The 24,710-nt window shown below is 71.1% G+C and carries 22 protein-coding genes; 5 read left to right on the top strand and 17 right to left on the bottom strand.

Features of this window, described 5'->3' with window-relative positions:
- Positions 1–43: 43 nt before the first annotated feature.
- The 11 genes from hemL to ABZV40_RS13235 form a co-directional block, all read right to left on the bottom strand.
- Positions 44–1,366, bottom strand: a complete 1,323-nt coding sequence (hemL, locus tag ABZV40_RS13285) for a glutamate-1-semialdehyde 2,1-aminomutase (RefSeq protein ID WP_355439560.1) — start codon at positions 1,364–1,366, stop codon at positions 44–46.
- Between the two features lies 1 nt (position 1,367).
- The gene (locus ABZV40_RS13280) at positions 1,368–3,410 is read right to left on the bottom strand and encodes an acetate--CoA ligase family protein (protein ID WP_355439557.1); all 2,043 of its coding nucleotides are present in this window, start codon (positions 3,408–3,410) and stop codon (positions 1,368–1,370) included.
- Positions 3,407–4,690, bottom strand: coding sequence for a glutamyl-tRNA reductase (gene hemA / locus ABZV40_RS13275; protein ID WP_355439554.1), 1,284 nt, complete (start codon positions 4,688–4,690; stop codon positions 3,407–3,409). Before hemA ends, ABZV40_RS13280 begins: the two co-directional genes overlap by 4 nt.
- Positions 4,691–4,692: 2 nt before the next feature.
- Positions 4,693–5,676 (bottom strand): porphobilinogen synthase, encoded by a 984-nt coding sequence (gene hemB, locus ABZV40_RS13270; protein ID WP_355439551.1) that lies wholly within the window; start codon positions 5,674–5,676, stop codon positions 4,693–4,695.
- Complete coding sequence (locus ABZV40_RS13265; protein WP_355439548.1) at positions 5,676–6,476, bottom strand: aspartate/glutamate racemase family protein; 801 nt, start codon at positions 6,474–6,476, stop codon at positions 5,676–5,678. The genes hemB and ABZV40_RS13265 overlap by 1 nt, the downstream gene beginning before the upstream one ends.
- Complete coding sequence (locus ABZV40_RS13260; RefSeq protein WP_355439545.1) at positions 6,473–7,612, bottom strand: FAD-dependent oxidoreductase; 1,140 nt, start codon at positions 7,610–7,612, stop codon at positions 6,473–6,475. Before ABZV40_RS13260 ends, ABZV40_RS13265 begins: the two co-directional genes overlap by 4 nt.
- Positions 7,609–8,319, bottom strand: coding sequence for a hypothetical protein (locus ABZV40_RS13255; RefSeq protein WP_355439542.1), 711 nt, complete (start codon positions 8,317–8,319; stop codon positions 7,609–7,611). Before ABZV40_RS13255 ends, ABZV40_RS13260 begins: the two co-directional genes overlap by 4 nt.
- A gap of 197 nt (positions 8,320–8,516) precedes the next feature.
- Positions 8,517–9,452: a DMT family transporter gene (locus tag ABZV40_RS13250; protein WP_355439539.1), complete on the bottom strand. Its 936-nt coding sequence runs from the start codon at positions 9,450–9,452 to the stop codon at positions 8,517–8,519.
- Between the two features lie 98 nt (positions 9,453–9,550).
- A complete protein-coding gene (locus tag ABZV40_RS13245) occupies positions 9,551–10,486 on the bottom strand; it encodes a LysR family transcriptional regulator (RefSeq protein WP_355439536.1) in 936 nt (311 codons plus the stop codon).
- Positions 10,486–11,397, bottom strand: coding sequence for a TIGR03619 family F420-dependent LLM class oxidoreductase (locus ABZV40_RS13240; protein ID WP_355439533.1), 912 nt, complete (start codon positions 11,395–11,397; stop codon positions 10,486–10,488). The genes ABZV40_RS13245 and ABZV40_RS13240 overlap by 1 nt, the downstream gene beginning before the upstream one ends.
- Before the next feature lie 13 nt (positions 11,398–11,410).
- On the bottom strand, positions 11,411–11,992 hold the full coding sequence (locus ABZV40_RS13235; protein ID WP_355439530.1) for a LuxR C-terminal-related transcriptional regulator: 582 nt from the start codon (positions 11,990–11,992) through the stop codon (positions 11,411–11,413).
- Positions 11,993–12,230: 238 nt separating this feature from the next.
- Here ABZV40_RS13235 and ABZV40_RS13230 point away from each other — a divergent pair, with 238 nt between their 5' ends.
- A complete protein-coding gene (locus tag ABZV40_RS13230; RefSeq protein WP_355439527.1) occupies positions 12,231–15,965 on the top strand; it encodes a beta-ketoacyl synthase N-terminal-like domain-containing protein in 3,735 nt (1,244 codons plus the stop codon).
- Here the strand turns inward: ABZV40_RS13230 and ABZV40_RS13225 are convergent.
- Both ABZV40_RS13225 and ABZV40_RS13220 read right to left on the bottom strand, forming a co-directional pair.
- Positions 15,919–16,476 carry a TetR/AcrR family transcriptional regulator gene (locus ABZV40_RS13225; protein WP_355439524.1) on the bottom strand — a complete coding sequence of 186 codons (558 nt, stop codon included), beginning with the start codon at positions 16,474–16,476 and terminating at the stop codon, positions 15,919–15,921. The two genes, ABZV40_RS13230 and ABZV40_RS13225, sit on opposite strands and share 47 nt — an antisense overlap.
- Positions 16,477–16,644: 168 nt before the next feature.
- Positions 16,645–17,892, bottom strand: coding sequence for a glycosyltransferase 87 family protein (locus ABZV40_RS13220; RefSeq protein ID WP_355439521.1), 1,248 nt, complete (start codon positions 17,890–17,892; stop codon positions 16,645–16,647).
- A gap of 96 nt (positions 17,893–17,988) precedes the next feature.
- On the opposite strand from ABZV40_RS13220, the gene ABZV40_RS13215 reads away from it, so the two are divergent.
- From ABZV40_RS13215 to ABZV40_RS13200, 4 genes are all read left to right on the top strand, one after another.
- Positions 17,989–19,053, top strand: a complete 1,065-nt coding sequence (locus tag ABZV40_RS13215; RefSeq protein WP_355439518.1) for an acyltransferase — start codon at positions 17,989–17,991, stop codon at positions 19,051–19,053.
- 121 nt (positions 19,054–19,174) lie between these two features.
- Entirely contained in the window at positions 19,175–19,771 is a 597-nt protein-coding gene (locus tag ABZV40_RS13210) for a phosphoribosylanthranilate isomerase (RefSeq protein ID WP_355439516.1), read from the top strand.
- A 149-nt stretch (positions 19,772–19,920) separates the two neighbouring features.
- Positions 19,921–20,127, top strand: a complete 207-nt coding sequence (locus tag ABZV40_RS13205; RefSeq protein WP_355439513.1) for a hypothetical protein — start codon at positions 19,921–19,923, stop codon at positions 20,125–20,127.
- A gap of 4 nt (positions 20,128–20,131) precedes the next feature.
- Positions 20,132–21,433: a cytochrome P450 gene (locus tag ABZV40_RS13200; RefSeq protein ID WP_355439511.1), complete on the top strand. Its 1,302-nt coding sequence runs from the start codon at positions 20,132–20,134 to the stop codon at positions 21,431–21,433.
- A 4-nt stretch (positions 21,434–21,437) separates the two neighbouring features.
- On the opposite strand, the gene ABZV40_RS13195 is transcribed toward ABZV40_RS13200, so the two are convergent.
- The 4 genes from ABZV40_RS13195 to ABZV40_RS13180 are packed head-to-tail and all read right to left on the bottom strand — an operon-like array spanning position 21,438 to position 24,676.
- A complete protein-coding gene (locus ABZV40_RS13195; RefSeq protein ID WP_355439508.1) occupies positions 21,438–21,929 on the bottom strand; it encodes a MauE/DoxX family redox-associated membrane protein in 492 nt (163 codons plus the stop codon).
- Between the two features lie 4 nt (positions 21,930–21,933).
- On the bottom strand, positions 21,934–22,350 hold the full coding sequence (locus ABZV40_RS13190; protein ID WP_355439505.1) for a S26 family signal peptidase: 417 nt from the start codon (positions 22,348–22,350) through the stop codon (positions 21,934–21,936).
- Positions 22,347–24,173 carry an ABC transporter ATP-binding protein gene (locus ABZV40_RS13185; RefSeq protein ID WP_355439502.1) on the bottom strand — a complete coding sequence of 609 codons (1,827 nt, stop codon included), beginning with the start codon at positions 24,171–24,173 and terminating at the stop codon, positions 22,347–22,349. The genes ABZV40_RS13190 and ABZV40_RS13185 overlap by 4 nt, the downstream gene beginning before the upstream one ends.
- The gene (locus tag ABZV40_RS13180) at positions 24,170–24,676 is read right to left on the bottom strand and encodes a hypothetical protein (RefSeq protein WP_355439499.1); all 507 of its coding nucleotides are present in this window, start codon (positions 24,674–24,676) and stop codon (positions 24,170–24,172) included. The genes ABZV40_RS13185 and ABZV40_RS13180 overlap by 4 nt, the downstream gene beginning before the upstream one ends.
- Positions 24,677–24,710 lie beyond the last annotated feature (34 nt).

The following is a 24,710-nucleotide window of genomic DNA, read 5'->3' as shown; positions in this document are numbered from 1 at the left end:
CTTCGTCCACCTCACGTGGACGAAAGCGCCGTTCATCGAGCACCTAGGCCGAGGCTGCGGCCTTGGCGGCCAGCGGCAGGGCCGAGGCGATCCGGTCCAGCGCCGCGTCGTCGTGCGCGGCGGACAGGAACCACGACTCCAGCGCGGACGGCGGCAGGTAGACGCCCTGGTTCAGCATCGCGTGGAAGAACGCGTTGTAGCGGAACGTCTCACTGGCCTTCGCCGACTCGAAGTCCGTCACCGGCTCGGCGGCGAAGAACACCGAGAACATGTTGCCGCTGTGCTGCAGCTGGTGTTCGACGCCTTCGCGGGCCAGCGCGTCCGAGATCATCCCGCCGACCACCGTCGCCGTCGCGTCCAGGTGCGTGTACACGTCGGGCGTGCAGTGCCGCAGGGTCGCCAGACCTGCTGCCGTGGCAACGGGATTGCCCGACAGCGTGCCCGCCTGGTAGACCGGGCCGGCCGGGGCGAGGTGGGCCATCACGTCCGCGCGGCCGCCGAACGCCGCTGCCGGGAAACCGCCGCCCATGACCTTGCCGAACGTGAACAGGTCGGCGGCCACGCCCTCGCGGCCGTACCACCCGGCGCGCGAGAGCCGGAACCCGGTCATGACCTCGTCGGAGATCAGCAGGGCGCCGAACGCGGACGTCAGCTCGCGCAGCCCGGCGGTGAAACCGGGGGCGGGCGGGACGACGCCCATGTTGCCCGGCGACGCCTCGGTGATCACGCACGCGATCGCGTCCGGGTTCTCGGCGAAAACGGCGCGGACGGCGTCGAGGTCGTTGTACGGCAGCACGATCGTGTCGCCGGCCTGCGCGCCCGTGACGCCCGGCGTGTCCGGCAGCGCGAACGTCGCGACACCGGAACCCGCCGCGGCCAGCAGCGCGTCGACGTGGCCGTGGTAGCAGCCCGCGAACTTGACCACCTTGGTGCGGCCGGTGAAACCGCGCGCCAGGCGGATCGCGGACATCGTCGCCTCGGTGCCGGAGCTGACCAGGCGCACCGACTCGACCGGGTCCACGCGGGCCACGATCTCCTCGGCCAGCAGGACCTCGTTCAGCGTCGGCGTGCCGAACGACGTGCCCTGGCCGATCGCCTCGTGCACGGCCTCCTGCACGGCCGGGTGGGCGTGGCCGAGGATCATCGGGCCCCACGAGCAGATCAGGTCGACGTACTCGCGACCGTCCGCGTCGGTGATGTACGCGCCCTTGCCGCTCTTCATGAACCTCGGCGTGCCGCCGACCGCGCGGAACGCCCGCACCGGCGAGTTCACCCCGCCCGGCACGGTCTTCTGGGCGCGCTCGAACAACGCCTCCGACTCGGGAGCGGAAGCCGGCTTACCGATATCCACAATGGACAGAGTCATCTCAGGCTTCCTTCGCGATCACGTGAGCGGCGTCGAGGATCTTCGTGCCCTCGGCGAGCACCCGGACGGGGTTGAGGTCGAGCTCGAACCCGCCCTCCCAACCGGACACCAGCGCTGCCACGGTTTCCAGCGTCCGCACCAGCGACGGGACATCGGCCGCGGCACGGCCGCGCGCGCCGTCCAGCAACGCCTTGCCGCGCAGCTCGGAGACCATCTGCGCCGCGTCTCCAGGCGCGAGAGGCAGCAGCCGCGAGGTCGCGTCGTCGAGCGCCTCGGTGAAGATGCCGCCGAGACCCAGCGTCAGCACCGGGCCGAGGTCCGAGGTGCGCACGCCGATGATCAGCTCGACGCCCTCGCCGACCAGCTCCTCGACCAGCACCGCGCCACCGAACGCCGACAGCTCGTCGAACGCGGCCGCCGCGTCCGCCGACACCACACCGACCTTCACCGCGCCGACGTCGGTCTTGTGCACCAGGCCCGGCACGACCGCCTTGAACACCGCGGTCCCGCCGACCTCGTCCACCACGGCCTTGGCCTCGGACGCCGACGCCACCACCCGCCCGACCGGCACGGAGAGCCCGGCCTGCGACAACAGCGCCTTCAGCTCCGGCTCGGTCAGCTCACCCGCAGGAGCCGCAACTTCCAAGCCCGCCAACGCTTCCGCGGAACGCGGCTTGCTCACGTGCCACAAAGCAGCGGCAGCGCGCACGGCCCGGGCAGGCGACGGGTAGTCCGGCAGACCGGCCTCCCGCAGCGTCGCGCGGGCGTTCGGTGCGAGGAAGTCCGCGCCGGTGCGGGACACCAGCACCGGCTTGCCGGACTTCTCCGCCACCTTCGCGAGCGCCCGCACCGCCTTGTCGACGTCCCCGTCGGTCATCACGCAGAAGCACCCGATGATCATGTCGACGGTGTCGTCCGCGGCGATCACGTCCAGCGAACGGTCGAACAGCGAGGGATCGCTCAGCACCGCGGCCGTGATGTCGACCGGGTTGTTCGCCGAACCGAAGCTGGGGATGATCTCGGCCAGCGCGGCGCGCGTCTCGTCCTTCAACGGCGTCAGCTCGAGCCCCTGGGCGACAACGTCATCGGCGGCGAGGATGCCCGAGCCACCGGACGTCGTGACGATCGCGACCCGCGGCCCACGAGGCCTGCGCGGCGAGGTGAACGCGTCACCGGCGTCGAGCAGCTCGTCGATGTCCCCGGCCCGCACGATGCCGAACTGCCGCAGCGCCGCGTCCAGCACCCGGTCGTCCGTGGCCAGCGCACCGGTGTGCGAGGCGGCCGCGCGGCCGCCTTCCTCGCTGCGACCGGACTTGAGCAGCGCCACCGGCTTGCCCGACGACGCCAGTGACCGCAGCGCCGCGACGTCCGGGACGTTCTCCAGGTAGCCCAGCAGCCCGGTGCACGACGGCTCGGCGGCCAGCTCGGCGAGGACCTCCAGCGCGGAGACGTCGGCGTCGTTGCCGGTGGTGATCACCCAGCCCGGCCGCATGCCGCGCTCGATGCCCAGCGACGCCGCGCCGAAGCCCAGCGCACCGCTCTGCGAGACGATGCCGAGCCCGCCCGGTTCCAGCGACACCACGGCCTCGGCGGAGAACAACGGGCTGAACGTCGCCATCACCTTGTTGCCGAAGCCGACCGCGCCGATGCAGTTCGGCCCGATCAGCCGCAGGCCACCGGCCCGCGCCCGTGCCACGGTCTCGGCCTGCAGCGCCGCGCCCTCGTCGCCGGTCTCGGCGAACCCGGACGACGCGATGATCGCGACCTTGATCCCGGCGGCCACGCAGTCGTCGACGGCGGCGGGCACGCGGTCGGCCGACACCACGATGAACGCGAGGTCGATCGGGCCGGGCGCCTGCAGCACCGAGGGGTAGGCCTGGTAGCCGAGGATCGTGCCGCCCTTGGGGTTGATCGGCAGGATGCGGCCGGGGTAGCCGTAGCGCTGCAGGTACGCGACGGGCTTGCGGCCCAGCGCCCCCTCGCGTTCGGTCGCGCCGATGACCGCGACGGACTCGGCGTTCCACAACAGGGACAACTCACTCATGCCACAACCTCATTCGCCTCGGGGAGGTCGAACAACTTCCCCAGCACTTCCACGTACTGCGAGCCGTCAGGGGCACCGGCCAGCTCACGGGCCCGCACAGTGGGCCCGTGCAACACCTTCTCCACGATCCGGTGCACCGACAGCGTGATCTCCGACCGGTGCTGCTCGTCGAACGTCGGCACCTTCCGGAACAACCGGCCCAGCTCGGCCTCCGCCGTCGTCGACGCGACGGTCCGCAGCTTCACCAGCGCCGGCGCGACCTTCGCGGCCCGTTGCGCCGCGAGAAAGCCCTCGACCTCGCTGTCGATCAACGCCCGGACCGAGGCCACACTGGACAGTGCCGACTCGTCCGGGCCGTTGCCCGCCAAGGTCTCCAGGTCGACCAGCGACACGCCGTCGACCTTGGCCACGTCACCGTCGATGTTGCGCGGCAGCGCCAGGTCCAGCAGGAACAACGGCGACCCCGCGCGGTGGCGCACGGCCTCCTCCGCGTCCGCAGCGGTGATCAACGCCCCGGTGCCACCGATGCAGGTCACGACGAGGTCCACCGCTGTGAGCAGACTGGGGATCTGCTCCAGCCCGAACCCGTTGCCACCCGTTGTCTCCGCGAGCCGAGCGGCCTTCTCCGGCGTGCGGTTCGCCACGTCGATGCGCGCCAGCCCGCTGCCGCGCAACGCCGCCACGACCACGCCGGCCATCGCCCCCGCGCCCACGACGAGCGCCGACCGGCCGGACATCGCGCCGACGACGTGTTCCAGCGCGGACAGACCGACCGTGGCGAGCGAGCGCCCGGCGCGGTTGATGTCGGTCTCGGTGCGGACCCGCTTGCCCACCCTGATCGCGGACTGCACCAGCTGGTTGATGAGCGGTCCGGCCGTGCCGAGGCGGCGCGAGCGGTCCAGCGCGTCCTTGACCTGGCCGAGGATCTGGTCCTCGCCGATGACGATCGACTCCAGGCCGCTCGACACCGAGTACAGGTGCCGCACCGCGTCCGCGCCCTCGTGCTGGTAGAGAAACCTCGACGCGTCCTCTTCGGACAGACCGAGGCGCTCGACCAGCTTGGCGCGCAACGAGGAGGCGGCCGATTCGGACTGCTTCTCGACGTAGAACTCCATCCGGTTGCACGTCGACAACGCGTAGACGGCCCCGAACTCGTCTTCCGAGTTGATCTCGCCGAGCACCGCGTCCAGGTCCTCACCGGAGATCACGACGCGCTCCAGCACGTCCACCGGGGCCGAGGAGTGGCTGATGCCCAGCACGGTCAGCTTGACGTCTCCCACGCTCACCGCTCCAGTCGTGTGGCGAACTCGGTCGCCCAGTAGCTGATGATGATCGACGCGCCGGCGCGCCGGATGGAGTTGAGGCTCTCCAGCACGACCTGGTCGCGGTCGAGCCAGCCCTTCGCGGCGGCGGCCTCGATCATCGAGTACTCGCCGGAGACCTGGTACGCCGCAACGGGAACGTCGACGTGCTCGGCGACCAGGCGCACGATGTCGAGGTAGGCCCCGGCGGGCTTGACCATCACGAAGTCCGCGCCCTCCGCCAGGTCGAGGTCGACCTCGCGCAGCGACTCGCGGATGTTGCCGGGCACCTGCTGGTACGCGCGGCGGTTGCCCTTCAGCGACGACTCCACGGCGTCGCGGAACGGGCCGTAGAACGCCGAGGCGTACTTCGCCGAGTAACCCATGATCGGCACGTGGGAGAAGCCGGCGGCGTCGAGCTTCGCGCGGATCCGGCCGACCTGACCGTCCATCATGGCGCTCGGCGCGATCACGTGCGCACCGGCTTCCGCCTGCACCACGGCCATGTCCGCGAGGCGTTCGATGCTGGCGTCGTTGTCGACGTCGCCGTCCGGGCCGAGCACGCCGGTGTGGCCGTGGTCGGTGTACTCGTCGAGGTTCACGTCGCCGATCACGACGGTCGCGTCACCGACCTCCTCGACGACGTCGCGCAACGCCACCTGCAGGATGCCGTCGGGGTCGGTCGCGCCGAGGCCCAGCGGGTCCTTGGAGACCGGGATGCCGAACAGCAGCAGGCCGCCGACGCCCGCGCTCACGGCCTCCGCGGCGGCCTTGCGCAGCGACTCGCGGGTGTGCTGGTAGACGCCGGGCATCGAGCTGATCTCGCGCGGCTGGTCGATGCCCTCGCGCAGGAACAGCGGCTGGACGAGGTTGCTCGGGTGCAGCCGGGTCTCCGTGGCGAGCCTGCGCAGCGCGGGCGTGCGACGGAGTCGGCGGGGCCGGGCGACGGGGAACTGAGAAGACATCAGATGGCCTTTCCGAGGAAGACGTTCTCGACGTGCTCGGTGAGCGCGTCGCCGGGCCGGCGGAACCAGTAGCCCGCCGTGGAGCGGTTCACCACGCCGAGGCGGCCGAGGTTCACCGCGAGTTCCGCCTGCCGCACCAGGAGTCCGGCGGGGTCGATCACCGGAACGCCGTGCAGCTCCTTGATGCCGAGGTGCCAGAAGATCTCCGCCGGGATGCCCTCGCCGGGGATCAGCACCTGGGCACCGGCGGCGACGGCCTTCTTCGCGGCGGCGTCGAACACCTCGACGAACCGGTCGAAGTCGCCGTCGAGCGCCTGGCGCACGGCCTCGTGGCCGTCGTCGACCAGCTCGTAGGCGGCGAGGCGGCTGGTCAGGCCGTAGCGCTCGATGTTCTCGGTGATGATCTCCCGCAACGCGGGCATGAAACCGAGGACACCGAACTTGTAGCCGAGCATCGCCGAGTAGAAGAAGCTCGTCTCGCCGTAGCCCAGGGTCGGGATGGACGTCTGGGCACGGCCGTCGTGCAGACCGGGGTCCTGCCCGGCGGCGATCACCCACGCGTCGAAGCCCTGCCGTTCGGCTTCCACCGCGCCACGGGCGAAGTAGGCGTTGAAGTGGATCTGCAGCGCGCCGAACTTCACCAGGTCGAACGGCGTCTCGGTGTCGTAGGTGTCTTCGGGGAGCGTCTTGATGACGATCTCGGTGCCGGGCGAGGTGACCTCGGCGAGGTGCTTGCGGTACCACTCGTCGAGCAGTGGCAGCCGGCCTTCGACGGTGTGCTTGTGGAACCAGATCTTCATGAGGCAGCGGACCCTTCGAGGCTGTGTTGAATCATCTTGGGCACCGAGTCGAGCATCGATGCCTGGACGAGGTACTGCGCGGCTTCGGCGGGATCGCTCGCGGTGGCGGCGAGCTGACGCACCGCGGCCTCGACGCTGCCCGCTTGTCCGTCCACTCCGGACACTCGTGCTTCGCTGCGCGGGATGACGTGGTCGGTGACCACGTTCCGGCGGCGTCGCGCGGCCTCGTCGAGCAGTGCGCTTCCCCGGATCAGGGCGGTGGCGAGATCGACCGCGTCGTGAATGCCGCAGTTCATGTTCATGCCACCGGCGGTGGAGGTCAGATGAGCCGCGTCGCCCGCGAACAGAACGCGTCCCACCTTGTAGTTGTCGATCACGCGGCGCGAGGTGCGGTAGGTGTGCGCGTCCCGCACCTCGATCCGGTCGGCCAGCGTCGGCAACGCCTTGTGCAGCAACGCTTCCACCGAGACGCCGGTCTGGTGGGGCAGGCGCAGGATCACCCGCCAGTGGTCGGGCAGCCCGAGGACGCTGCACGACCCGGCCGGGTCCCGGAAGTACGTCATCGGCGAGAGGCCGGGCAGCAACCGGTCCAGCTCGGTGGTCGTGATGACGCGCAACGCGCAGGTCGGGTACTCGACGCCGGGGAAGCCCAGGCCGAGCTTGGTGCGAACCGTGCTGTGCGCGCCGTCCGCTGCGATCACGTACTCGGCGCGGATCGTGCCGCCGGACGTGATCAGCTCAACGCCGTCGGTGTCCTGCCGGACGTCGACGACCTCGGTGTTCCAGCGGATGTCCGGAACGTGCTCGAGCAGCAACGGGGTCAGCTCGGTCTGCTCGGCGTGCAGCCGGAACGGGTGCGCGGTCCGGTCGGCGATGGCGGCGTAGCTCATGCGCGTCAGGAGCTCGCCGGTCCGGCTGCGCCACTGCAGGTCGTGCACCTTGCGGCCACGAGCGATGAACTCCTCGGCAACGCCCAGCCCGGCCAGGAGGTCGAGCGTGGCCGGGTGGAACGTCGAGGCGCGCGACGCCGTGCCGAGCGCGGGTCCCCGTTCCAGCACCGTGACCGGGACACCCGCCCGCGCCAGCACCACGGCCGCCGTCAGCCCGACCGGTCCGGCTCCGACGACGGCGATCACGGCGCCAGCCGCCAGTCCACGACCGCGTCCGGCACGAGCCGGTCCAGCGCCCACCACGCGGTGGCGAGGTTCGAGGTGAGGATCGTGCGTTCGGTGCCCGCCTTGAGCTCCTTCAGCGCCGCCAGGGTGAACATGCCGGTGCCGGTCATGAGCAGCACCTCGTCACGGGGGCGATCGGCCGCCCGGACCTGTTCGACCAGCTCGTCGGTGGTGACGTCGTAAGGCGAGAAACCCTTGGCGGACTTGACCTTCACGATGTCGCGGACCTTGATCCCGGCGGCCTCCCAGTACCCCCGCGAGAGGTCGGTGAGCCACTGGGCGTACGGGGACACGAGCGTGACCTCGGTGGCGTCGATGCTCGCGAGCGCCGCCAGCACGGTGCGCGTGACGGTCGTGACCTCCACGCCGAACCGCGCGCTCAGGTCGTCGCAGAACTCCTGCTCGCGCTCGGGCCCCTGCAGGTAGTGCGACCCGCTGCACTCGGCGACGACCGCACGGGCGCCGAGGCGGCCGAACGACGCGATCGCGGGCGCCAGCGCCTCGTTGTACTTCGCGATCCGCTCCCGTTGTTCGAACTCGGTGAACAACGGGAAACGGGTGGCGTGGACGTTCACATGACCGAACAGCAGCGCGGCGATCTCCGGTTCGACCGCCGCATTTCCGGACGGCACCACGACACCCAGTCGTGGGGCGGTTGGGTTGACCATTCCCCCGGTTCCTCCTCGAGTCGCGATCCAACGTCGCTGACGTTATGAGCGAGGACTGGGGAGTTCACTACGGAAGTCCGCAGAAGTGCTTGATACATCAATTCTTGCGGGATGCCGAAGGTATTTGGCCACAGCACGCGGAAAAGGGCCTCCCGGACGATGTCCGGAAGGCCCTTCGCCGGGCGGGAAGGCGGGGGTCAGGCCTTCGCCGCCGCGGGGGCCGGGGACGAGGGCGACGGTGCCTGCGCGGCCTTGGGCTTGCGGCGCACGAGCATCACCCCGGCGACGGACGCGATCGCACCGACGTAGAGCGGCCACCCCGCGGGCTCACCGAGCACCAGCGCGCCGAGAGCCACCGAGACGATCGGGAAGAGGTAGGTGACGGTGGACGCGACGGTCGGCCCGTCCTTGGTGATCAGCTGGAAGTTCAGCACGTACGCGAGACCCGTGCAGATCGGCCCGAGCACGGCCAGCGCGACGAGCGCGTCGGTGCGCAGGTGCACCGGCTGCAGACCGGCGAACGGCATCGCGAGCAGCAACAACGCGCTCGCGGCGGTCAGCTGCGCGGCCGCCAGGGTGAGCGGCGGGATACCGCGCCCGGCGAGGAACTTGCCCATGTAGGCGAAGCTCGCGCCGAGGCTGACGGTGCCCACGACGAACGCGACGATGCTGCTCGTGCTGCCCGTCGACGCGGCGTTCCACGGTGCCGCGATGATGATCGTGCCGACCATGCCGAGCAGCACGCCGCCGATCTTGGTGGCGGTCAGCTTGCGGTCCTGCCCGAGCACGTACGCGCCGACGATCGTCCACAGCGGCGTCGTCGAGTTGACCACGCCCGCGACGCTCGACGACCCGTGCTGCTCACCCCACGCGAAGAGCACCCACGGAATCGCGTTGCCGAGCAGCGCGGCGATGGCGAGGTGTCCCCAGATCGATCCGAAAGCCGGCAGTTTGCCGCCGCGGCTGTACACGAACGGCAGCAGCACGACCGCGCCGAGCACCAGCCGGGCGAACACCATCTGAACGGGCGAGAACGCGAATCCGGCGATTTTGATGAAGAGGAAGACCGAGCCCCAGATGAGGCCGAGCGCGACCAACCTCACCAGGCTCATCCTGGACACGGCAGCAGACATCAGAAATCCCTGTTCCTCACGTCGGTAATCCAGACCGGAGAAGTTCTGCAGCCAGCTTCACACGCGCGTGAGGAGAGTTCCATCGAGATTTTCCGCTCTCAATCGTGCAGGGAAACTTCACGATCGGCCGCCTTCGCCTCGGCCGCCGTCGCCAGCGCGCCCAGCACCGCCGCGAGGTGCGGTGCCTCCTCGCTGCCCCTGCGCACCGCCGCGAACACGTGCCGGGTCGGCTGCTCGGCGTCGAGCACCCTGATCACCACGTCCTCGCGCGGTCCCGCGTTGATCAACCGCGGCACCAGCGCCAGGCCGAGCCCGAGCGCCACCGCGCCCAGGGTCGCTTCCCAGTCACCGATGTGGTGCACGATCTCGGGCGTGAACCCGGCCGCGATGCACGCGGCGAACGAGATGTCGCGGCACGTCCCGGTGTTGGAGAAGATCCACGCCTCGTTCGACAGGTCCGCGAGCCGCACGACGGGCGCGTGCGCGAGCGGGTGGTGCACCGGCAGGGCGACGTCGAACCGTTCGGCCAGCAGCGCGACCCGGTGGAAGCGGCGGTCGGTGGCCGCCGGGCTGTCCTTGGACTCCAGGCTCAGCACCACGTCCACGTCCCCGCGCACCAGCTGGTCGAACGAGTGCGGCGGATCCGACTCGACCAGCCGCACGCCCACCCCGGGGTGGCTGTCGCGCAGCTCGCGCACGGCGGGCAGCACCAGGCCGGACAGGGTGGCCGCGAAACCCGCGACGCGAACCTCGGCCACCGAGCCTTCCGAGTACGCCTGGAGATCGGCCTGGACGCGCTCCAGCTCGGCGAAGATCTCGTTGGCACGCCGCAGGAGCACGCGCGCCGCGTCGGTCAGCCGGACGCGGCGGCCCACCGGTTCGATCAGCCGGACGCCCGCTTCCTTCGACAGCGCCACGAGTTGCTGCGACACCGCGGACGGCGTGAGGTGCAGCGCCTGCGCCACCGCGGCGACGGTGCCGCGTTCGTCGAGCTCGCGCAGCATGCGCAGTTTGCGGACGTCCAGATCACCCATCAGCGCAACTCCCCCGTCCTCAGCTCCACGATCTCGGACGCGACGAGTTCCAGCAACCCCAGGTAGTGCTCGGCGGGCTTGCGCACCGTCTCCCCCGGATAGGTCGTGTCCAGAACGACGTGCGTGGCGCCCAACGACTCCAGCCCGTGGAGGTCGCCGCGGATCTGGTCAAGAGTGCCCTCGCCGAGCAACCGGCCGTGGTCGGGCAACGGCCGCGTGGTGAGGCGCAGCTTGATGCGCGGCGCCAGCGCGGGCACCGGCCGTTCGCGCTGCTCGGCCACGCGCCGCAGCTGCGGCAGGCCGATCTGCTCCAGGTATCCCGGCGGCACGGACGTCGGGTGCCACGCGTCGCCGAGCAGCACCGCCCGCCGCATCGCGCCGGTGCTGTGCCCGCCGACCCACACCGGAATCGGCCGTGCGGGCCGCGGGCCGGTCGCCACGGGTCCGAACCGGACGTGCGAGCCATCGAATTTCGCTATGTCGTTCGCCCACAACGCCTTCATCGCCCGCAACGACTCGTCCGCGACCCGGCCGCGCGAGCGGTAGTCGGCGCCGACCGCGGCGAACTCGGCGGGAGCCCAGCCCGCCGCGACGCCGAGCACCAGCCGGCCGCCGCTGAACTGGTCGATCGACGCGGCCATCCGCGCCATCAGCAGAGGATGCCGGTACGGCAGCACGATCACCGTGGTGCCGAGCTCGATGCGGGTGGTCTGGCCCGCGAGCCACGCCAGCGCGGCGAACGGGTCGTAGAACGGCGCGGGGAAGAGCCGCTCCACGTCGGGGGTGAGCGCGACGTGGTCGGACACCATCGCGAGGTGGTAGCCGAGCTCCTCGATCCTGCTCACCCAGCGCAGGATCTCGCCGGGCGCCGCGCGGTCGCCGTAGTTGGGGACGTTGACGCCGAACCTCATCGCCACCTCCTCCTCACGCCGCCAGCGCCGAGGCGAGCTGCGCCCTGCGGTTGATGCCGAGCTTGCGGTAGATGCTGGTGATGTGCAGCTCGACCGCGCGCACCGACACCCGGAACTGGCCGGCGATCTCCCGGTTGGTCTTGCCGCGCACGATCAGCTCGGCGATCCGGTGCTCGTGCGCGGTGAGAGCGCGGGCACCGGCGGCCACCGCGGCGCGGGTGATGCGCGGTCCGTTCTCGATGCGGGAAATCAGCGAACCGGCACCGGAACCCATAGTGAATCCCAATTGCTGCGGTTCAGGCTCGCGGCCGGCCGGCGTTGTCAGGTCGCCGACGAGAACGTGCCACTCGCGAATCTTCACACTGCGGACCAATTTCCCTCGCACATAAGGGTCTCCGTCGACCAAACGGCGCAACGCCGAACCGTCGGCGGCCTCGCAGAGCATCAATCCGCCCGATTCGTCCGTGTACAGGCCGCCCCCCAGCAGCACGCCGCGGGCGGCAAGCTCTTCCCAGTACCTGCGATGAGCGGGCCGGACCTCGTCTAACCGCTCGTCCTGTGTCTCGAACACCATCTCGACCACGAAGCGGGCCATGTGCGGATCTCCCCCTGCCGGACGTCAACCGCTGTAGTGAGTACGCCAGTACAAACTTGAACGCAAGACCGATTTTGAGTGTAGGGCTTCTCGTTCCACCCTGCGAGACCGTGGTCCGGGCTCTCTCGGTCACACCGGCAATTGCGTACGTTTGGCTTCCAGGCCTCAACCGGGGTGGCTAAACTTGGCTCCGGGTACATAGTTGTACTGGAAACCACTTTGAACCCACGGGGGGACCGTGATACACCGCCATGCCTCCATCTCCGACAGATCCAGCGCGGCCGCCGGTGACACCTCCCGGCAGGTCGCGGTCGCGGGGATGTCCTGCCGCTTCCCCGCAGCGAGCTCCCTCGCCGCGTTCTGGGACCTGCTGACGCGCAACGCCGACGCCGTCGGCGAGATCCCGCGCGACAGGTTCGACGTCGACGAGTGGTACTCGCCGGTCCCGGCGCCGGGCAGGACGATCTCGCGGCACGGCGGGTTCCTCGCCGACGTGCGCGGGTTCGACGCGGAGTTCTTCGGCATCTCGCCGCGCGAGGCGCGCGCGATGGACCCGCAGCAGCGCCTGCTGCTGGAGGTCGCCTGGGAAGCGTTGGAGGACGCGGGAATCCGGCCGTCCGAGCTCGCCGGGCGCCGCGTCGGGGTGTTCGTCGGCCAGGCCACCGCCGAGTACGGCAAGGCGGGCCGCAACGCCGGCAACCACGACATCCGGCACGCGGCCGGTGGTGAGCTGCGGGCCGTCACGTCCGGCCGCCTGTCCTACGCGCTGGACCTGCGCGGTCCGTCCATCGTGGTCGACACGGCCTGTTCGTCCTCGCTCGTGGCCGTGCACAACGCCCGTCAGGCGCTGCTGACCGGTGAGTGCGACCTCGCGATCGCGGCCGGGGTCAACGTGATCCTGCTGCCCGACGACGCGATCGCCTACTCGCAGGCGTCGATGCTCGCCCCCGACGGGCGCTGCAAGTTCGGCTCCGCGCACGCGGACGGGTTCGTGCGCAGCGAGGGCATCGGCGCGGTGGTGCTGGAACGCCTGCCGGACGCGCTCGACCGCGGCGACCGCGTGCACGCCGTGCTGCTCGGCAGCGCGATCAGCAACGACGGCCGCGGCAGCGGGTTCCTGCTGCAGCCGGCCGTGCGCGGTCAGGCCGAGATGCTCTCGGCCGCGTACCGCGACGCCGGCCTCGATCCGTCCACTGTGGACTACGTCGAGGCGCACGGCACCGGCACGAGCGTCGGCGACCGCGTCGAGCTGGAGGCGCTGCGCGAGGTCGCCGGGGCGGGCCGGTCGGCACCGCTGCTGCTCGGCTCGGTGAAGAGCAACATCGGCCACACGGAGGCGGCGGCGGGCATCGCCGGGCTGATCAAAGCGGTGCTCATCGCCGAGCACCGCACCGTTCCGGCTTCGCTGCACGCGCACGAGCTCGCGGAGTGCCTGGCCGACGGACCGTTGCAGCTGGTCACCCGCAACCGGGTGCTGGAGGCGGAGCGGCCGGTCCTGGGCGTCAGCTCGTTCGGCATCTCGGGCACCAACGTGCACGTCGTGCTGACCGCCCCACCGGCCGCCGAAGCCGCCGCTGAACCCGTTGAGCGGCCACGGGTTCTAACGCTGTCGGCCAAGTCGGCCGCCGCGCTGCGGGCGAGCGCGGAGGCCTACGCCGCGTTCCTCGACGAAACCGTGTCGTTGCAGGACGTCTGCTACACCGCAGCGGCGCGGCGCGACCACCACGAGCACCGGCTCGCGGTCACGGGCACCACGCGGGCGGAGGTGCAGGCCGGGTTGCGGGAGTTCCTCGGCGGCGCGATCCCGGCGGGCGAGGCGGCCGACCGGCCACCTGTGGTGTTCCTGTTCCCCGGCCAGGGCTCGCAGTGGCGTGGCATGGGCCGTGAGCTGTACGAGACCTCCCCCGCGTTCCGCGCCGCCCTGGACGAGTGCGACGCGGCCGTCCGCCTGGAGGCGGGCTGGTCCGTTGTGGACGTTCTGACCGGCGCGCAACCGTGGCAGGACACCATCGACGTCATCCAGCCGCTGCTGTGGGCGGTGCAGGTGGCGCTGGCGGCACACTGGCGGTCGTGGGGCGTCGAACCGGACGTCGTGATCGGCCACAGCATGGGCGAGGTGGCGGCCGCCCAGGTCTGCGGGGCGCTGTCGGTGACCGACGCCGCCGCCGTGATCTGCCGCCGCAGCGCGCTCATGCGGGAGACGGCCGGCAGCGGCGCGATGCTGTGGACCGAGCTGTCCGCCGAACGCGCGGCCGATCTCCTGGACCGCTACCGCGGCGAGGTGTGCGTGGCCGCGGACAACTCGCCCGGCACCTGCGTGCTGGCGGGTCCGGTGGAGCTGATGGAGATCGTCGCGCGGGACCTCGAAGCGCTCGCTGTCGCGTGCCGCCCGGTCAAGGACGTCGACGTGGCGTCGCACTCGCCGTTGATGGACAAGGTCGCCAAGGCGTTGCGCGAGCAGCTCGACGAACTGCGCCCGCACGCGCCCCAGATCGACTTCCGGTCCACCGTGGAGTGCGGCAGGCGCGAGCTCGGCGCCGCCTACTGGGCGGACAACGTGCGGCAGACCGTGCGGCTCAACGACACCATGCGCCGCGTCCTCACCGATGCCCCGCACACCGTGGTGCTGGAGATCAGCCCGCATCCGGTGCTGTTGAACGCGGTCGACGAGATCGGCCGGGCCGTGACCGTGCCGTCGTCGCTGCGCGGCGAACCCGAGCTCCGCACGATCACGGCGGCGCTGGGCCGGCTGCACGTGGCCGGGGTGCCGGTCGACTGGGAGACGTGGCTCGGCGGCGGCCGGTGCGTGGCGCTGCCCTCCTACCCGTGGCAGCACCAGGAGTACTGGTTCGAGTCGTTCACCGTGGACACCGAGATCTCCCGCGAGATCGACACGGCGACCCTCGGCATCGCGGAAGCCCTGCGCGGGCTGCGGTTCCGCGGGATCACACCGCTGCCCGGCGCGGTCGTGTTCGAGGCGGTGCTCACCGCCGCGCGCGGTGACCACGCCCTGCGCAACGTCCGGTTCCACGAGCTGAGCACGGTCGACCCGGAGTCGTTGCCGACGCTCACCGTGACGCTGAGGCCCGAACGCGGCGGCGTGCGAGCGTTCACGGTCCACACCGACGAAGGTGTGCGCTGCGCGAGCGGTGAGCTCGAACGCGGCGGGCCGATCAGCACGGTCGAGCTGGACTGGGCGCTCGAACGCTGCCGCGGGTACGTGCGGGACAGCGAGTTCCACGAGCTGGCCGCGCGGCACGGTTACGAGTTCGAAGGCCCGTTCCGCGCGCTGAAGCAGGCGTGGCGCGGGCAGGACATGGCGGTCGCCCGGTTCGACTCGCCCGGTGCGAGCACCTCTGTCGTCCTGGAGACAGGTCTGCAGGCCGTGCTGCTCGCGCTCGGCTCGGCCGCGGTTCCGCTGCGCGCGGAACGGGTGCGGGTCACCGGCCGCGCACACGGCGAGTTCTGGGCCGTGGCACGGCGGCGGCGCGGCAAGCCCGTGGTGGACGTCCGCCTGTTCGACGCGCGGCACGACTGCTTCGCCGAGCTCACCGGCATCACCGTCCGCACCGAGGCGCCGACCCCGTTCGCGAGCCTGAACGGCCTGGTCACGAAGCTGCTGCGACCCGCTCGCCCGCCGAAGCCGATCCCGGTGCCGCGCAAGGAACCGGTGGCCGTCGCCAGGCAGGACGAACCCGCGTGCGAGGTGGTGCTGGGCCACGTCGCCGACGTCCTCGGCACGACGCGCGACCGCCTCGACACCCGCAGGACGTTGCGGGACCTGGGTCTGGACTCCCTGATGGCCGCGCAGCTCGCCGCGCGGCTGAAGAAGTCGCTCGGGAGAACGGTTCCCCCGGCGCGGCTGCTGGGACCGGAGAACGTGGGAGCGCTCGCCGACAGCTTCGCCGGGGGGACCGCCTTTCCCGCTACTTCTTCACCAGAATGCCGTCCAGCACCAGCCGGAGGGTCGTGACGAGCTCGTTGGCGAGCGTCGTCGGCTGCTTGCCACGACCCACGTACCGGTACAGCGTCCCCAGGTAGACGTCCCGCAGGATGTTCCCGACCAGCGTCGGGTCGACGTGCTCGGCGATCTCGCCGGCCTGCTTGCCGGCGTTGACGATCTCCGCGAACAACGACGTCGCATACGGTTCCTCGAAGATGGGGTGGCCGCACCGCACCCAGGCCGCGAGCATGACCTGTGTGGTGCGCCACTCCAGCTTGTTGGTCCTCGCGAGTGCCCGCATGCAGTTCTCCAGGCACGTCTGCGCGTCCAGGCCCCCACCTGCGATCGCGCCGAGTTCCGCCCTGAGGGTGTCCCGTCGCCGCGCACCCCACGCGGCGATGACCTCCTCCTTCCGGTCGAAGTAGTTGAAGAAGGTGCCCCGCGCGACATCCGCCCGTTCGGTGATGTCCTCGATCGAGGTCTCTTCATAGCCCTGCTCGGTGAACAGCTCTATCGAGGCCGTGTACAAACGCTCGTACATCGCCCGCTTGTGCCGCTCGCGCCTCCCGACAGCCTGAGTCGGCGCCGCGGGCTCGGCCACGCGTCGCGTCCCCGCCATACGTGAACCCCCGTCTAATTGTGTACCGGAGTACAGGCTAGCGGCATGCCGGGTACGAAAATACCTTCCGATGGGGCGGAGTTCCGGATTTCACCTGTCTGCAGTCACGCGTGTCCGGTCATGTCCGGTCACGGCGAGCACCACCAGCCCGCCGATGGCGCACCACGTGTAGATGTCGCCGTAGAGGTGCTGCCACCAGGTCCACAGCATCTCCTTGTCACCGGTGCTGGGCAACCAGGTGAACGGTCCGAGGCAGAACACCGCGGCGAGCAGCGGCAGGGCCGCGTTGCGCCACAGGAAACCCAGTGCCAGGAACGCCGGCACGCACCACACCCAGTGGTGGGACCACGAAACCGGCGAAACGAGCAGACCGGCCGTCGCGATTGCGACAAGTGCCACGACATCGTGACGAGTCCGGCGCGCGGCCACGACGGCGAGCAACAGGACGATCGCGGACAACACCACCCACAGCACCGTTTCGGCCGGTTGTCCCGGGTTGAACCGATGCAGGACACCTCGCACGGACTGGTTCGCCATGTAGGCGAGGCCGCCGACGCGGCTCGGGTCGAGCACCGCGTGGAACCAGTACTCGGCGGAGTCGCGCGGGGCCAGCACGAACCCGGCACCGGCGAGGCCCGCGAAGCTCGCGACCGACGTGAGCGCGGCCCTGCGATCGCCGCGCACCAGGAAGTACAGCACGAACACCAGCGGTGTGAGCTTGATCGCGGCGGCCAGCCCGACGAGCGCCCCGCGCCACCGGCGGCCGGTGACGGCGAAGCAGTCCACGACCACGAGCGCCATCAGCACGAGGTTGATCTGACCGAAGAGGAACGTCGACCGCACCGGTTCCAGCGCGATCGCGGCGACCGGGACGGCCGCGGTGACCGTCCACACGACGTCCGCCCGCCGCGTGAGCCGTCCGGTGACCAGGAAGCAGACCACCGACAGGCACAGGAAGCCGACGACCGTCACGAGCGCGTTCGCTGCCCACACGGGCAGAAAGCCGAGACCGCTGAAGAGGACCGCGGCAATCGGCGGGTAGGTGAACGGCAGGCGCGGCCCGTCCAGTGCGCCGGGGAAGCCGACGTAGAGCGGAAGGTCCCGCAGCCAGGCGATCCCGCCGGTCCGGTACACCTGCAGGTCCGTGAAGTGGGCGCCCGTCGCGGCCAGGACGACCGGCAGTGCGACGAGCGCCAGGAGCCACAGCACGCGCGTCGCCCTGCGCGCCCTGGCCCACCGGTGCAACGCGAGAATGCGCCGTCGTCCGGAATCGAACGCGGTGGGCGACATCGGCGGGACGTCGCCGACGAGCTGTCCGATCAACACTGTCTCGTTCACACCTGCTTCTTGACCGATGCGCACCTTCGCGTTGCACGTTCGGGAATGTGATCGTCCTCACCGGAACGCTCGGGCGCGCTGCGACCACGTAGGCGCATGACCCATGCCGACTTCCTTGCGCTGAAACGCTTTCCCGCGCTGGACGGGGTTCGCGCCGTCGCCGCGCTGATGGTGGTGTTCTTCCACTACGGCGGTCCGGGGTGGCTGCAGGGCTGGCTCGGCGTGCAGATCTTCTTCGTGCTGTCGGGATTTCTGATCACGACGTTGTTGTTGCGGGAGCACGCGCGCAACGGCCGGATCTCGCTCGCGCGGTTCTACCGGCGGCGGGCGTTCCGGATCCTGCCCGTGTACTTCGTGGTCCTGCTCGTCACCGCGGCCGGGCTGCTGGCCGCCGGGCAGTTCACGGCAGACCCGCTGGGCCGGGAGTTCGGGCTGTACCTGACGTTCCTCAACGAGTTCGGGCACGGCGGCGCGTACGGGCAGTCGTGGTCGCTGGGCGTGGAGCAGAAGTTCTACCTCGTGTGGCCGTTGCTGGCGTTCGGGTTGCTGCCCCGGTGGCGTCCGTGGGTGACGGTCGCGCTGATGACGCTCGCGTTGGCCGTCGTGCCGCTCACCGTTTCATTTGACCCCAAGGGATGGCCGGTGCACTACTTCACCGTGCTGGTCGGGTGCGGTCTGGCGCTGCTCATGAACAACCGGCGCGGGTTCGCGTTGCTCAGGCCGCTCATGGCGCCGTGGGTGGCGCTGCTGTTCGTCGGCGTGCACCTGGCGGTGCCGTACATCTCCGGAGCGCTCGACGGGCCGATCCCCGGATTCGTGGCCGCGGTGCCGATCTATGCCGTCTCAGTTGGACTGATGCTGCCGTCGTTGCTGGCGCCGGGGTTGCCGCAACGGCTGCTCTCGGCTCGCCCGATGGTGTGGCTGGGCGAACGGTCGTACTCGATCTACCTGGTGCAGTCGACCGCGCATTCGGTCGTCTTGCTGTCCGGCGCGTCCGGCCTGGTCATGGCGGTGGCGACGGCGATCGTCGCGATTGGACTCGCCGACCTCTGCCACCGGTTCGTCGAGCTGCCGATGATCGAGCGGGGCAGGTCACCGCGGCGAACCGCGAATGTGGGGGCTGACCGGTGTGCACGGCCAAGCGCGATCTCAGGTGGATGAAGGGCGCCTTCATCCACCTGAGATCGATGAAGGCGCCCTTCATCCACGACGCGAGCGCCCCCACCGGGCGAGCGTGGAGGTTGCGGGCAACGCTTCTGGCCAGGCGCCTAGGATCGGTGCCGTGTTCGTGAAGCTCTGCGGCCTGCGCACCGAGTCCGACGTCGCCGTGGCGGTCGAAGCCGGGGCCGACGCCGTCGGTTTCGTGCTGACCGCCAGCCCGCGGCAGGTCGACGCCGATCTGGCGCGTTCCCTCGTCGCGCAGGTGCCCGCCGACGTCCTCACCGTTGCCGTGGTGCGCGGGATCAGCGCCGCCGAGGCCGGTGAGCTGGCGCTGCGGACCGGTGTGGGGGCGTTGCAGCTGCACGGCGACTACCCGAAGGCCGCGTTCGACGAGCTGGCGCACCACCCGTTCCGGCTGGTCCGGGCGACCGCGCTGGGACCGGGCACGGACGTGCGCACCGGCGCGTTCGGCGAGGAGCTGCTGCTGATCGACTCGCCGGTCGCCGGGTCGGGTGAGCAGTGGGACATCACGCGGCTCGAGGACAACCCGCCCACCGGCACGTGGGTGCTGGCGGGCGGGTTGTCGCCGGAGACCGTGGCCGGGGCGATCGGCGTGGCCCGGCCGTGGGGCGTCGACGTGTCCAGCGGCATCGAGTCGAGCCGGGGTGTGAAGGACCACGGCCGCATGCGCGAGTTCGTCGCCGCCGCCCGCGGCTGAGGCACGGCTAGACAGGTAGCCGGAAGTCGTGTTCGCACTCGCCGTCCGGTGCGGTGGATGAAGGGCGCCTTCATCCACACCAGGTGGAGGAAGGCGCCCTTCATCCACGTAACCGCCCGGCCGCGCCGCTGTGCCGCGCGGTGCTCGGCGTGGCTCCGCCACTGCGCGAGGCCGTCGGCGTCGCGGAAGCAGGCGACGGTGATGCCCAGGCCGCCCGGGGTCTGCGGTTCGGGGTGCTGCCGTTCAGCGAGGTCGCCGGGGTGGTCACGGACGCGGACAACGCGATCGTGCGCTGGAAGTGCCGGTCGTCAAAGCCTGAGACCGCTGTTTCGTCGAACGCCGCAGAATACCGTTGAACGCATGAGCATGACGGAGGACCACGTCAAGCCGGCGGTGCGCTGGGGCATCGGCCACGCGCTGCCACGGGCGGTGCTGCGCCTGGCGGCCCGCCGCGGCGACCTGCAGGGCCGCATCACCGTCGAGGCCTCCACGGGCGCCGACCTCACCGGGCTGTTCGAGGAGATCCGGTCGCGCGGACCGCTGGCCGCGACCAAGGTCGGCCACACCACGGCCCGGCACGCGGTCGTCAAGGAGGTCCTCACCGACGACGCCCTCGTGACGACCCGTCCGCGGTACGGCGCGGGCCTGCTCGGCAAGCTCGCCGCGTGGTCGGCCACGGACGTGACCCATCCCGTGCAACCGCCGTCGTTGCTGGTCGTCGAACCACCGCAGCACACCCGCTACCGCAAGCTCGTCACCCGCGTCTTCACCGCCCGCGCCGTGGAACAGCTGCGCGAACGCACCCGGGCGATCGCCGACGAGCTCCTCGACGGCCTCGACCCCGACCACCCGGTCGACCTCATCGAGACCTACTGCGGCCTGCTGCCGGTCACCGTCATCAGCGAGATCCTCGGTGTCCCGCCGCAGGAACGCGCCGAGGTCCTGGCGCTCGGCGCGGCCGCCGCTCCGAGCCTGGACCTGGGCCTGTCGTGGCGCGTCTTCCGCTCCGTGGAGACCACGCTGAGCACCTTCGACGCCTGGCTGACCCGCCACCTCGACGCGTTGCGCGCCAACCCCGGCGACAACCTGCTCAGCCGCCTGATCACCGCCCGCGAGGACGGCGAGGGCCTCACCGACCGCGAGCTCAAGGCCACCGCGGGCCTGGTGCTCGCCGCGGGCTTCGAGACCACCGTCAACCTCCTGGGCAACGGCATCGCCCTGCTCACCCGCAACCCCGAGCAGCTCGCCGTCCTGCGCGCCCGGCCTGAACTGTGGGCCAACGCGGTCGACGAGGTCCTCCGCGTGGACCCGCCGGTCCTGATGACGGGCCGGATGTGCCTGCGCGACACCACGATCGCCGGCGTCCCGGTGCGCCGCGGCCGGCTCGTGACCACCGTGCTCGCCGCGGCCAACCGCGACCCCGAGGTCTTCGAGAACCCTCTGGCGTTCGACGTGACCCGCCCGAACGCTCGCGACCACGTGTCGTTCGGCGCCGGCCGCCACTACTGCCTCGGCGCGCAGCTGGCCCGCATGGAGGGCGAGATCGGTCTGCGCTCGATCTTCGACCGCTTCCCGGACCTGCGGCCGCTGCCCGGCGCGCACCGCCGGCCGACCCGCATCCTGCGGGGTTTCGAACGCCTGCCGACCGCACTGCGCGGGTGACCGGTCACGCGAGAAGGTCGGCGAGGTCGTCGAACCGGACCACCAGCGCCGCACCCACCGCGCCGACGACCGCGGCCAGCCCCAGCGCGACCGGGTCGGCCGCGGTGGCCGGTGCGAGCAACCCGAAAACCGCCACCGCCAGCAGGAAGACGTTGCGCGCGACGTGCCGGCGCGTGAGCGTGGTGCGAGCACGCCCGAAGCACCGGCACACCGCGCCGGACCGCCGTGACACCGCGCGCCACACCGCGGCGGTCAGCACCGCGAACAGGCCCGCCGCGAGCACGAGGCCCGCGGGCGGGCACACGAGCAGCAGGGCGGCCGTGCCGAACTCCGCCACGACCGTCAGCACCGCGAAGACACGCGTCCAGCGCGCCGGAACGCCGAACGCCGGCACCGACGCGACGAAGTCGGCGTAGTCGGCCCTGCCGCGCACCTTGCTCACCGCGGACACCAGCAGGACCAGTCCACAAAGGACAACAGCACCCGTGCTCAGCACGGCCTCACCTCGATCCGATCGGCCGCAGCACCACACCGATCAACGCAGTCGCCGGCAGGTAGCCCAACCGGCGGGAGTCGTTGCTGCGCGCCGGGTTGTCACCGAGCACGAGCAGGCTGTCCGCCGGCACCCGCGGCCCCGGCACCGGGATCTGCGGCGGCACGGGGTCACCCGGCACGGCCACCGCTCGCTTCACCATGCGACCGCCGGTCGGGTCGCCCGGCGCGGCGTCCACGCGCACCACCACGACCTGCCCGGCGCGGACGCGGTCCAACCGGGCCCGGCGGACCAGCAGGCGGTCGCCCGAGCGGTAGGTCGGTTCCATGCTCACCCCGTGCACCGTGACGACGAGCAACCGCCGGCGCAGCACGAACAGCCAGGCCGCCACCGCACCGGCCACGATCAGCACACCCCAGATCACCCGGTCACCACCTCGTCGTAGCCGGAAGCCTGCAGCCGGAACAGCCGCGCGTAGTCGCCGTCGAGGAACATCAGCTCGTCGTGCGTGCCGAGCTCGGTCACCTGCCCGCCGGTGAGCACGGCGATCACCCCGGCGTCGCGGACCGCGCCGAGGCGGTGCGAGATCAGCACGCTCGTCGCGTCCGCGCGGTGCCGGCGCAGGCTGGTGTGGACCTCGTGCTCGGCCTGCGCGTCGAGGCCCGAGCTGGGCTCGTCGAGGATCATCAGGTCCCTGCGGTCGCGCAGGAACGCCCGTGCGAGCGCGAGCCGTTGCCACTGGCCGCCGGAGAGCAGCACGCCGGTCTCCGGGTTCTCGCGGTCGGCCTCGTCGAGGTACATGCGCGACAGCAACGTGTCGTAGCCGCGGGGCAACGCGGTCACGAAACCGTGTGCCCCGGCGCGTTCGGACGCCGCGACGACCCGTGCGCGATCGTCCATTGCGGACACATCGCCGAGACCGACGTTCTCCGAAGCGGTGAGGTCGTAACGCATGTAGTCCTGGAACACCGCGCCGATCCGGGCACGCAGCTCGTCGACGGCGAACGTCCGCACGTCGACGCCGTCCCACAGGACCGCACCGCGGCAGGGGTCGTAGAACCGGCACAGCAGCTTGACGATCGTCGACTTGCCCGCGCCGTTCAGGCCGACCAGCGCCAAAGACCGCCCGTGCGGGATCGTCAGGTTCACCCCGCACAGCACCCACGGCTGGTCGTCGGCGTAGCGGAACCACACGTCGCGCAGCTCGATCCCGTGCCGCAACGGGGGAACCGAAGCAGTCGACACGGGCAGGTCGGGTGGTTGCGACTCGATCTCCCGGTAGTGGTGGAACAACAGCACGGAGTGGTGCGCGGAGGCGAGGTTGTGCACCAGGCTCTGCGAGGCGCCCTGCACCCCGGCGACGGCGGCCACGAACATCGCGACGTCGCCGATCGACAGCGAACCGGTGGCGGCGAGCCACACCGACCACACCAGCCCGGCCGCGGACACCAGCGCGGTCAGCCCGGCGAGCAGTCCGCGCACCCGCGCTTCCTTGCGGTCCTGACCTTCCACCAGCGCGTGCGCCGCGGTCAGCTCGACGAGCATGCGACGCCGGAAGAGGTCCCCGAGGCCCAGCAACCGCAGCTCCTTCGCCGCGTCGAGGCTCGACAGCAGCTCGGCGTAGAACACCTCGCGCCGCTCGGCGGGGGTGATCGACCACATCACCCGGGCCCTGGCCCGGCTCAGGCGCAGGTGCGCGACCAACGCCGGCACCGCCGCGAGCAGCACGACCACCACCATGCCGGGGCTCGTGAAGAACAACGTGCCGAGGAACCCGCCCGCCGTCACGGCCGCCTGCACCGTGCCGAGCCCGTCGTCGACGAGCTGGCCCGGACCACTGCGGCCGGTCTGCTGCGCGAGCTGGAGCCTGTCGCGGAACCGCGGGTCCTCCATCCGCGCCAGGCCGGTCAGGCGGCCCATCGCCTGGTACAGCCGGTCCATCGTGAGCACCGCGACGGCGCGGTCCAGCCGTTGCTTGAGGTACTCCGACGCGACCGGCAGCAGGCCGCTGACCAGCCCCGTCATCGCCAGTGCGACCGCCCACGGCACCAGCGCCGCCCAGCCGCCGCCCGCGGCGAGGCCGTCGAGCAGGACCTTGGTGCACCACGCCGTCGCGAGCGGCACGACACCGCCGAGCAGGCTCAGCACCACGTACACCGGGGTGCCCGCGGGCGCGGCCGTCCTCGTCAGACCGAAAGCGCTGACCAGCAACGACAGCACCCGGCGGGCGCCGAGATCGGCGTTCACCTGGCCGCGGGCACCGGCAGCGCGGACATCTCCCAGCCGCTCGCCACCACGGTGTTGTCGTCGCCGACGAGGCACACGGCCGGATAGCCCTCTGTGCCGAACGCGGTGTGCAGCGGGCCGCCCATCTCCTCCGCGACGACCTCGCCCACCTCACCGAGGCGCACGACCATGTCGGCGATCTCGTCGGCGGCCCCGGCGGCGACCGCGATCACCTTGCCGCGGTGGCCCGTCGCGTACTCGATGAACTGCGGCATGCGCTCCTTGCACGGTTCGCAGTTCGGGGAGAAGAACCCGACCAGCGCACCGGCGACGTCCACATCGGACAGTTCGATGCGGGAGCCGGCGGGCAGCATGATCGGCGGCTCGGCCGCCGCCTGCTTCTCGCGCAGGTCCCGCAGCGTCTCGTTCTGCTCACGCAACCGGCGGATGATGCCGAAGCTCAGCAACAGGTCCAGCACGCACAGGATTCCGACGACCACGACCGCGGCGGTCAGCACTGACATGGCAAGTCTCCGAGGCTAGAGAGGGGAAACGGGA

It is taken from the genome of Lentzea sp. NPDC004782, from assembly GCF_040609115.1.
Classification (GTDB): domain Bacteria; phylum Actinomycetota; class Actinomycetes; order Mycobacteriales; family Pseudonocardiaceae; genus Lentzea.
This window is presented reverse-complemented; position numbering and strand designations above follow the sequence as displayed.

Excerpts from the sequence above, each read along its gene's own strand:
- ABZV40_RS13265 (WP_355439548.1), bottom strand. The coding sequence starts at position 6,476 with ATGAAGATCTGGTTCCACAAGCACACCGTCGAAGGCCGGCTGCCACTG.
- ABZV40_RS13280 (WP_355439557.1), bottom strand. The coding sequence starts at position 3,410 with ATGAGTGAGTTGTCCCTGTTGTGGAACGCCGAGTCCGTCGCGGTCATC.
- ABZV40_RS13225 (WP_355439524.1), bottom strand. The coding sequence starts at position 16,476 with ATGTACGAGCGTTTGTACACGGCCTCGATAGAGCTGTTCACCGAGCAG.
- ABZV40_RS13240 (WP_355439533.1), bottom strand. The coding sequence starts at position 11,397 with ATGAGGTTCGGCGTCAACGTCCCCAACTACGGCGACCGCGCGGCGCCC.
- ABZV40_RS13250 (WP_355439539.1), bottom strand. The coding sequence starts at position 9,452 with ATGTCTGCTGCCGTGTCCAGGATGAGCCTGGTGAGGTTGGTCGCGCTC.
- ABZV40_RS13235 (WP_355439530.1), bottom strand. The coding sequence starts at position 11,992 with ATGGCCCGCTTCGTGGTCGAGATGGTGTTCGAGACACAGGACGAGCGG.
- ABZV40_RS13200 (WP_355439511.1), top strand. The coding sequence starts at position 20,132 with ATGAGCATGACGGAGGACCACGTCAAGCCGGCGGTGCGCTGGGGCATC.
- ABZV40_RS13255 (WP_355439542.1), bottom strand. The coding sequence starts at position 8,319 with ATGGTCAACCCAACCGCCCCACGACTGGGTGTCGTGGTGCCGTCCGGA.
- ABZV40_RS13215 (WP_355439518.1), top strand. The coding sequence starts at position 17,989 with ATGACCCATGCCGACTTCCTTGCGCTGAAACGCTTTCCCGCGCTGGAC.
- ABZV40_RS13180 (WP_355439499.1), bottom strand. The coding sequence starts at position 24,676 with ATGTCAGTGCTGACCGCCGCGGTCGTGGTCGTCGGAATCCTGTGCGTG.
- hemL (WP_355439560.1), bottom strand. The coding sequence starts at position 1,366 with ATGACTCTGTCCATTGTGGATATCGGTAAGCCGGCTTCCGCTCCCGAG.
- hemB (WP_355439551.1), bottom strand. The coding sequence starts at position 5,676 with ATGTCTTCTCAGTTCCCCGTCGCCCGGCCCCGCCGACTCCGTCGCACG.
- ABZV40_RS13245 (WP_355439536.1), bottom strand. The coding sequence starts at position 10,486 with ATGGGTGATCTGGACGTCCGCAAACTGCGCATGCTGCGCGAGCTCGAC.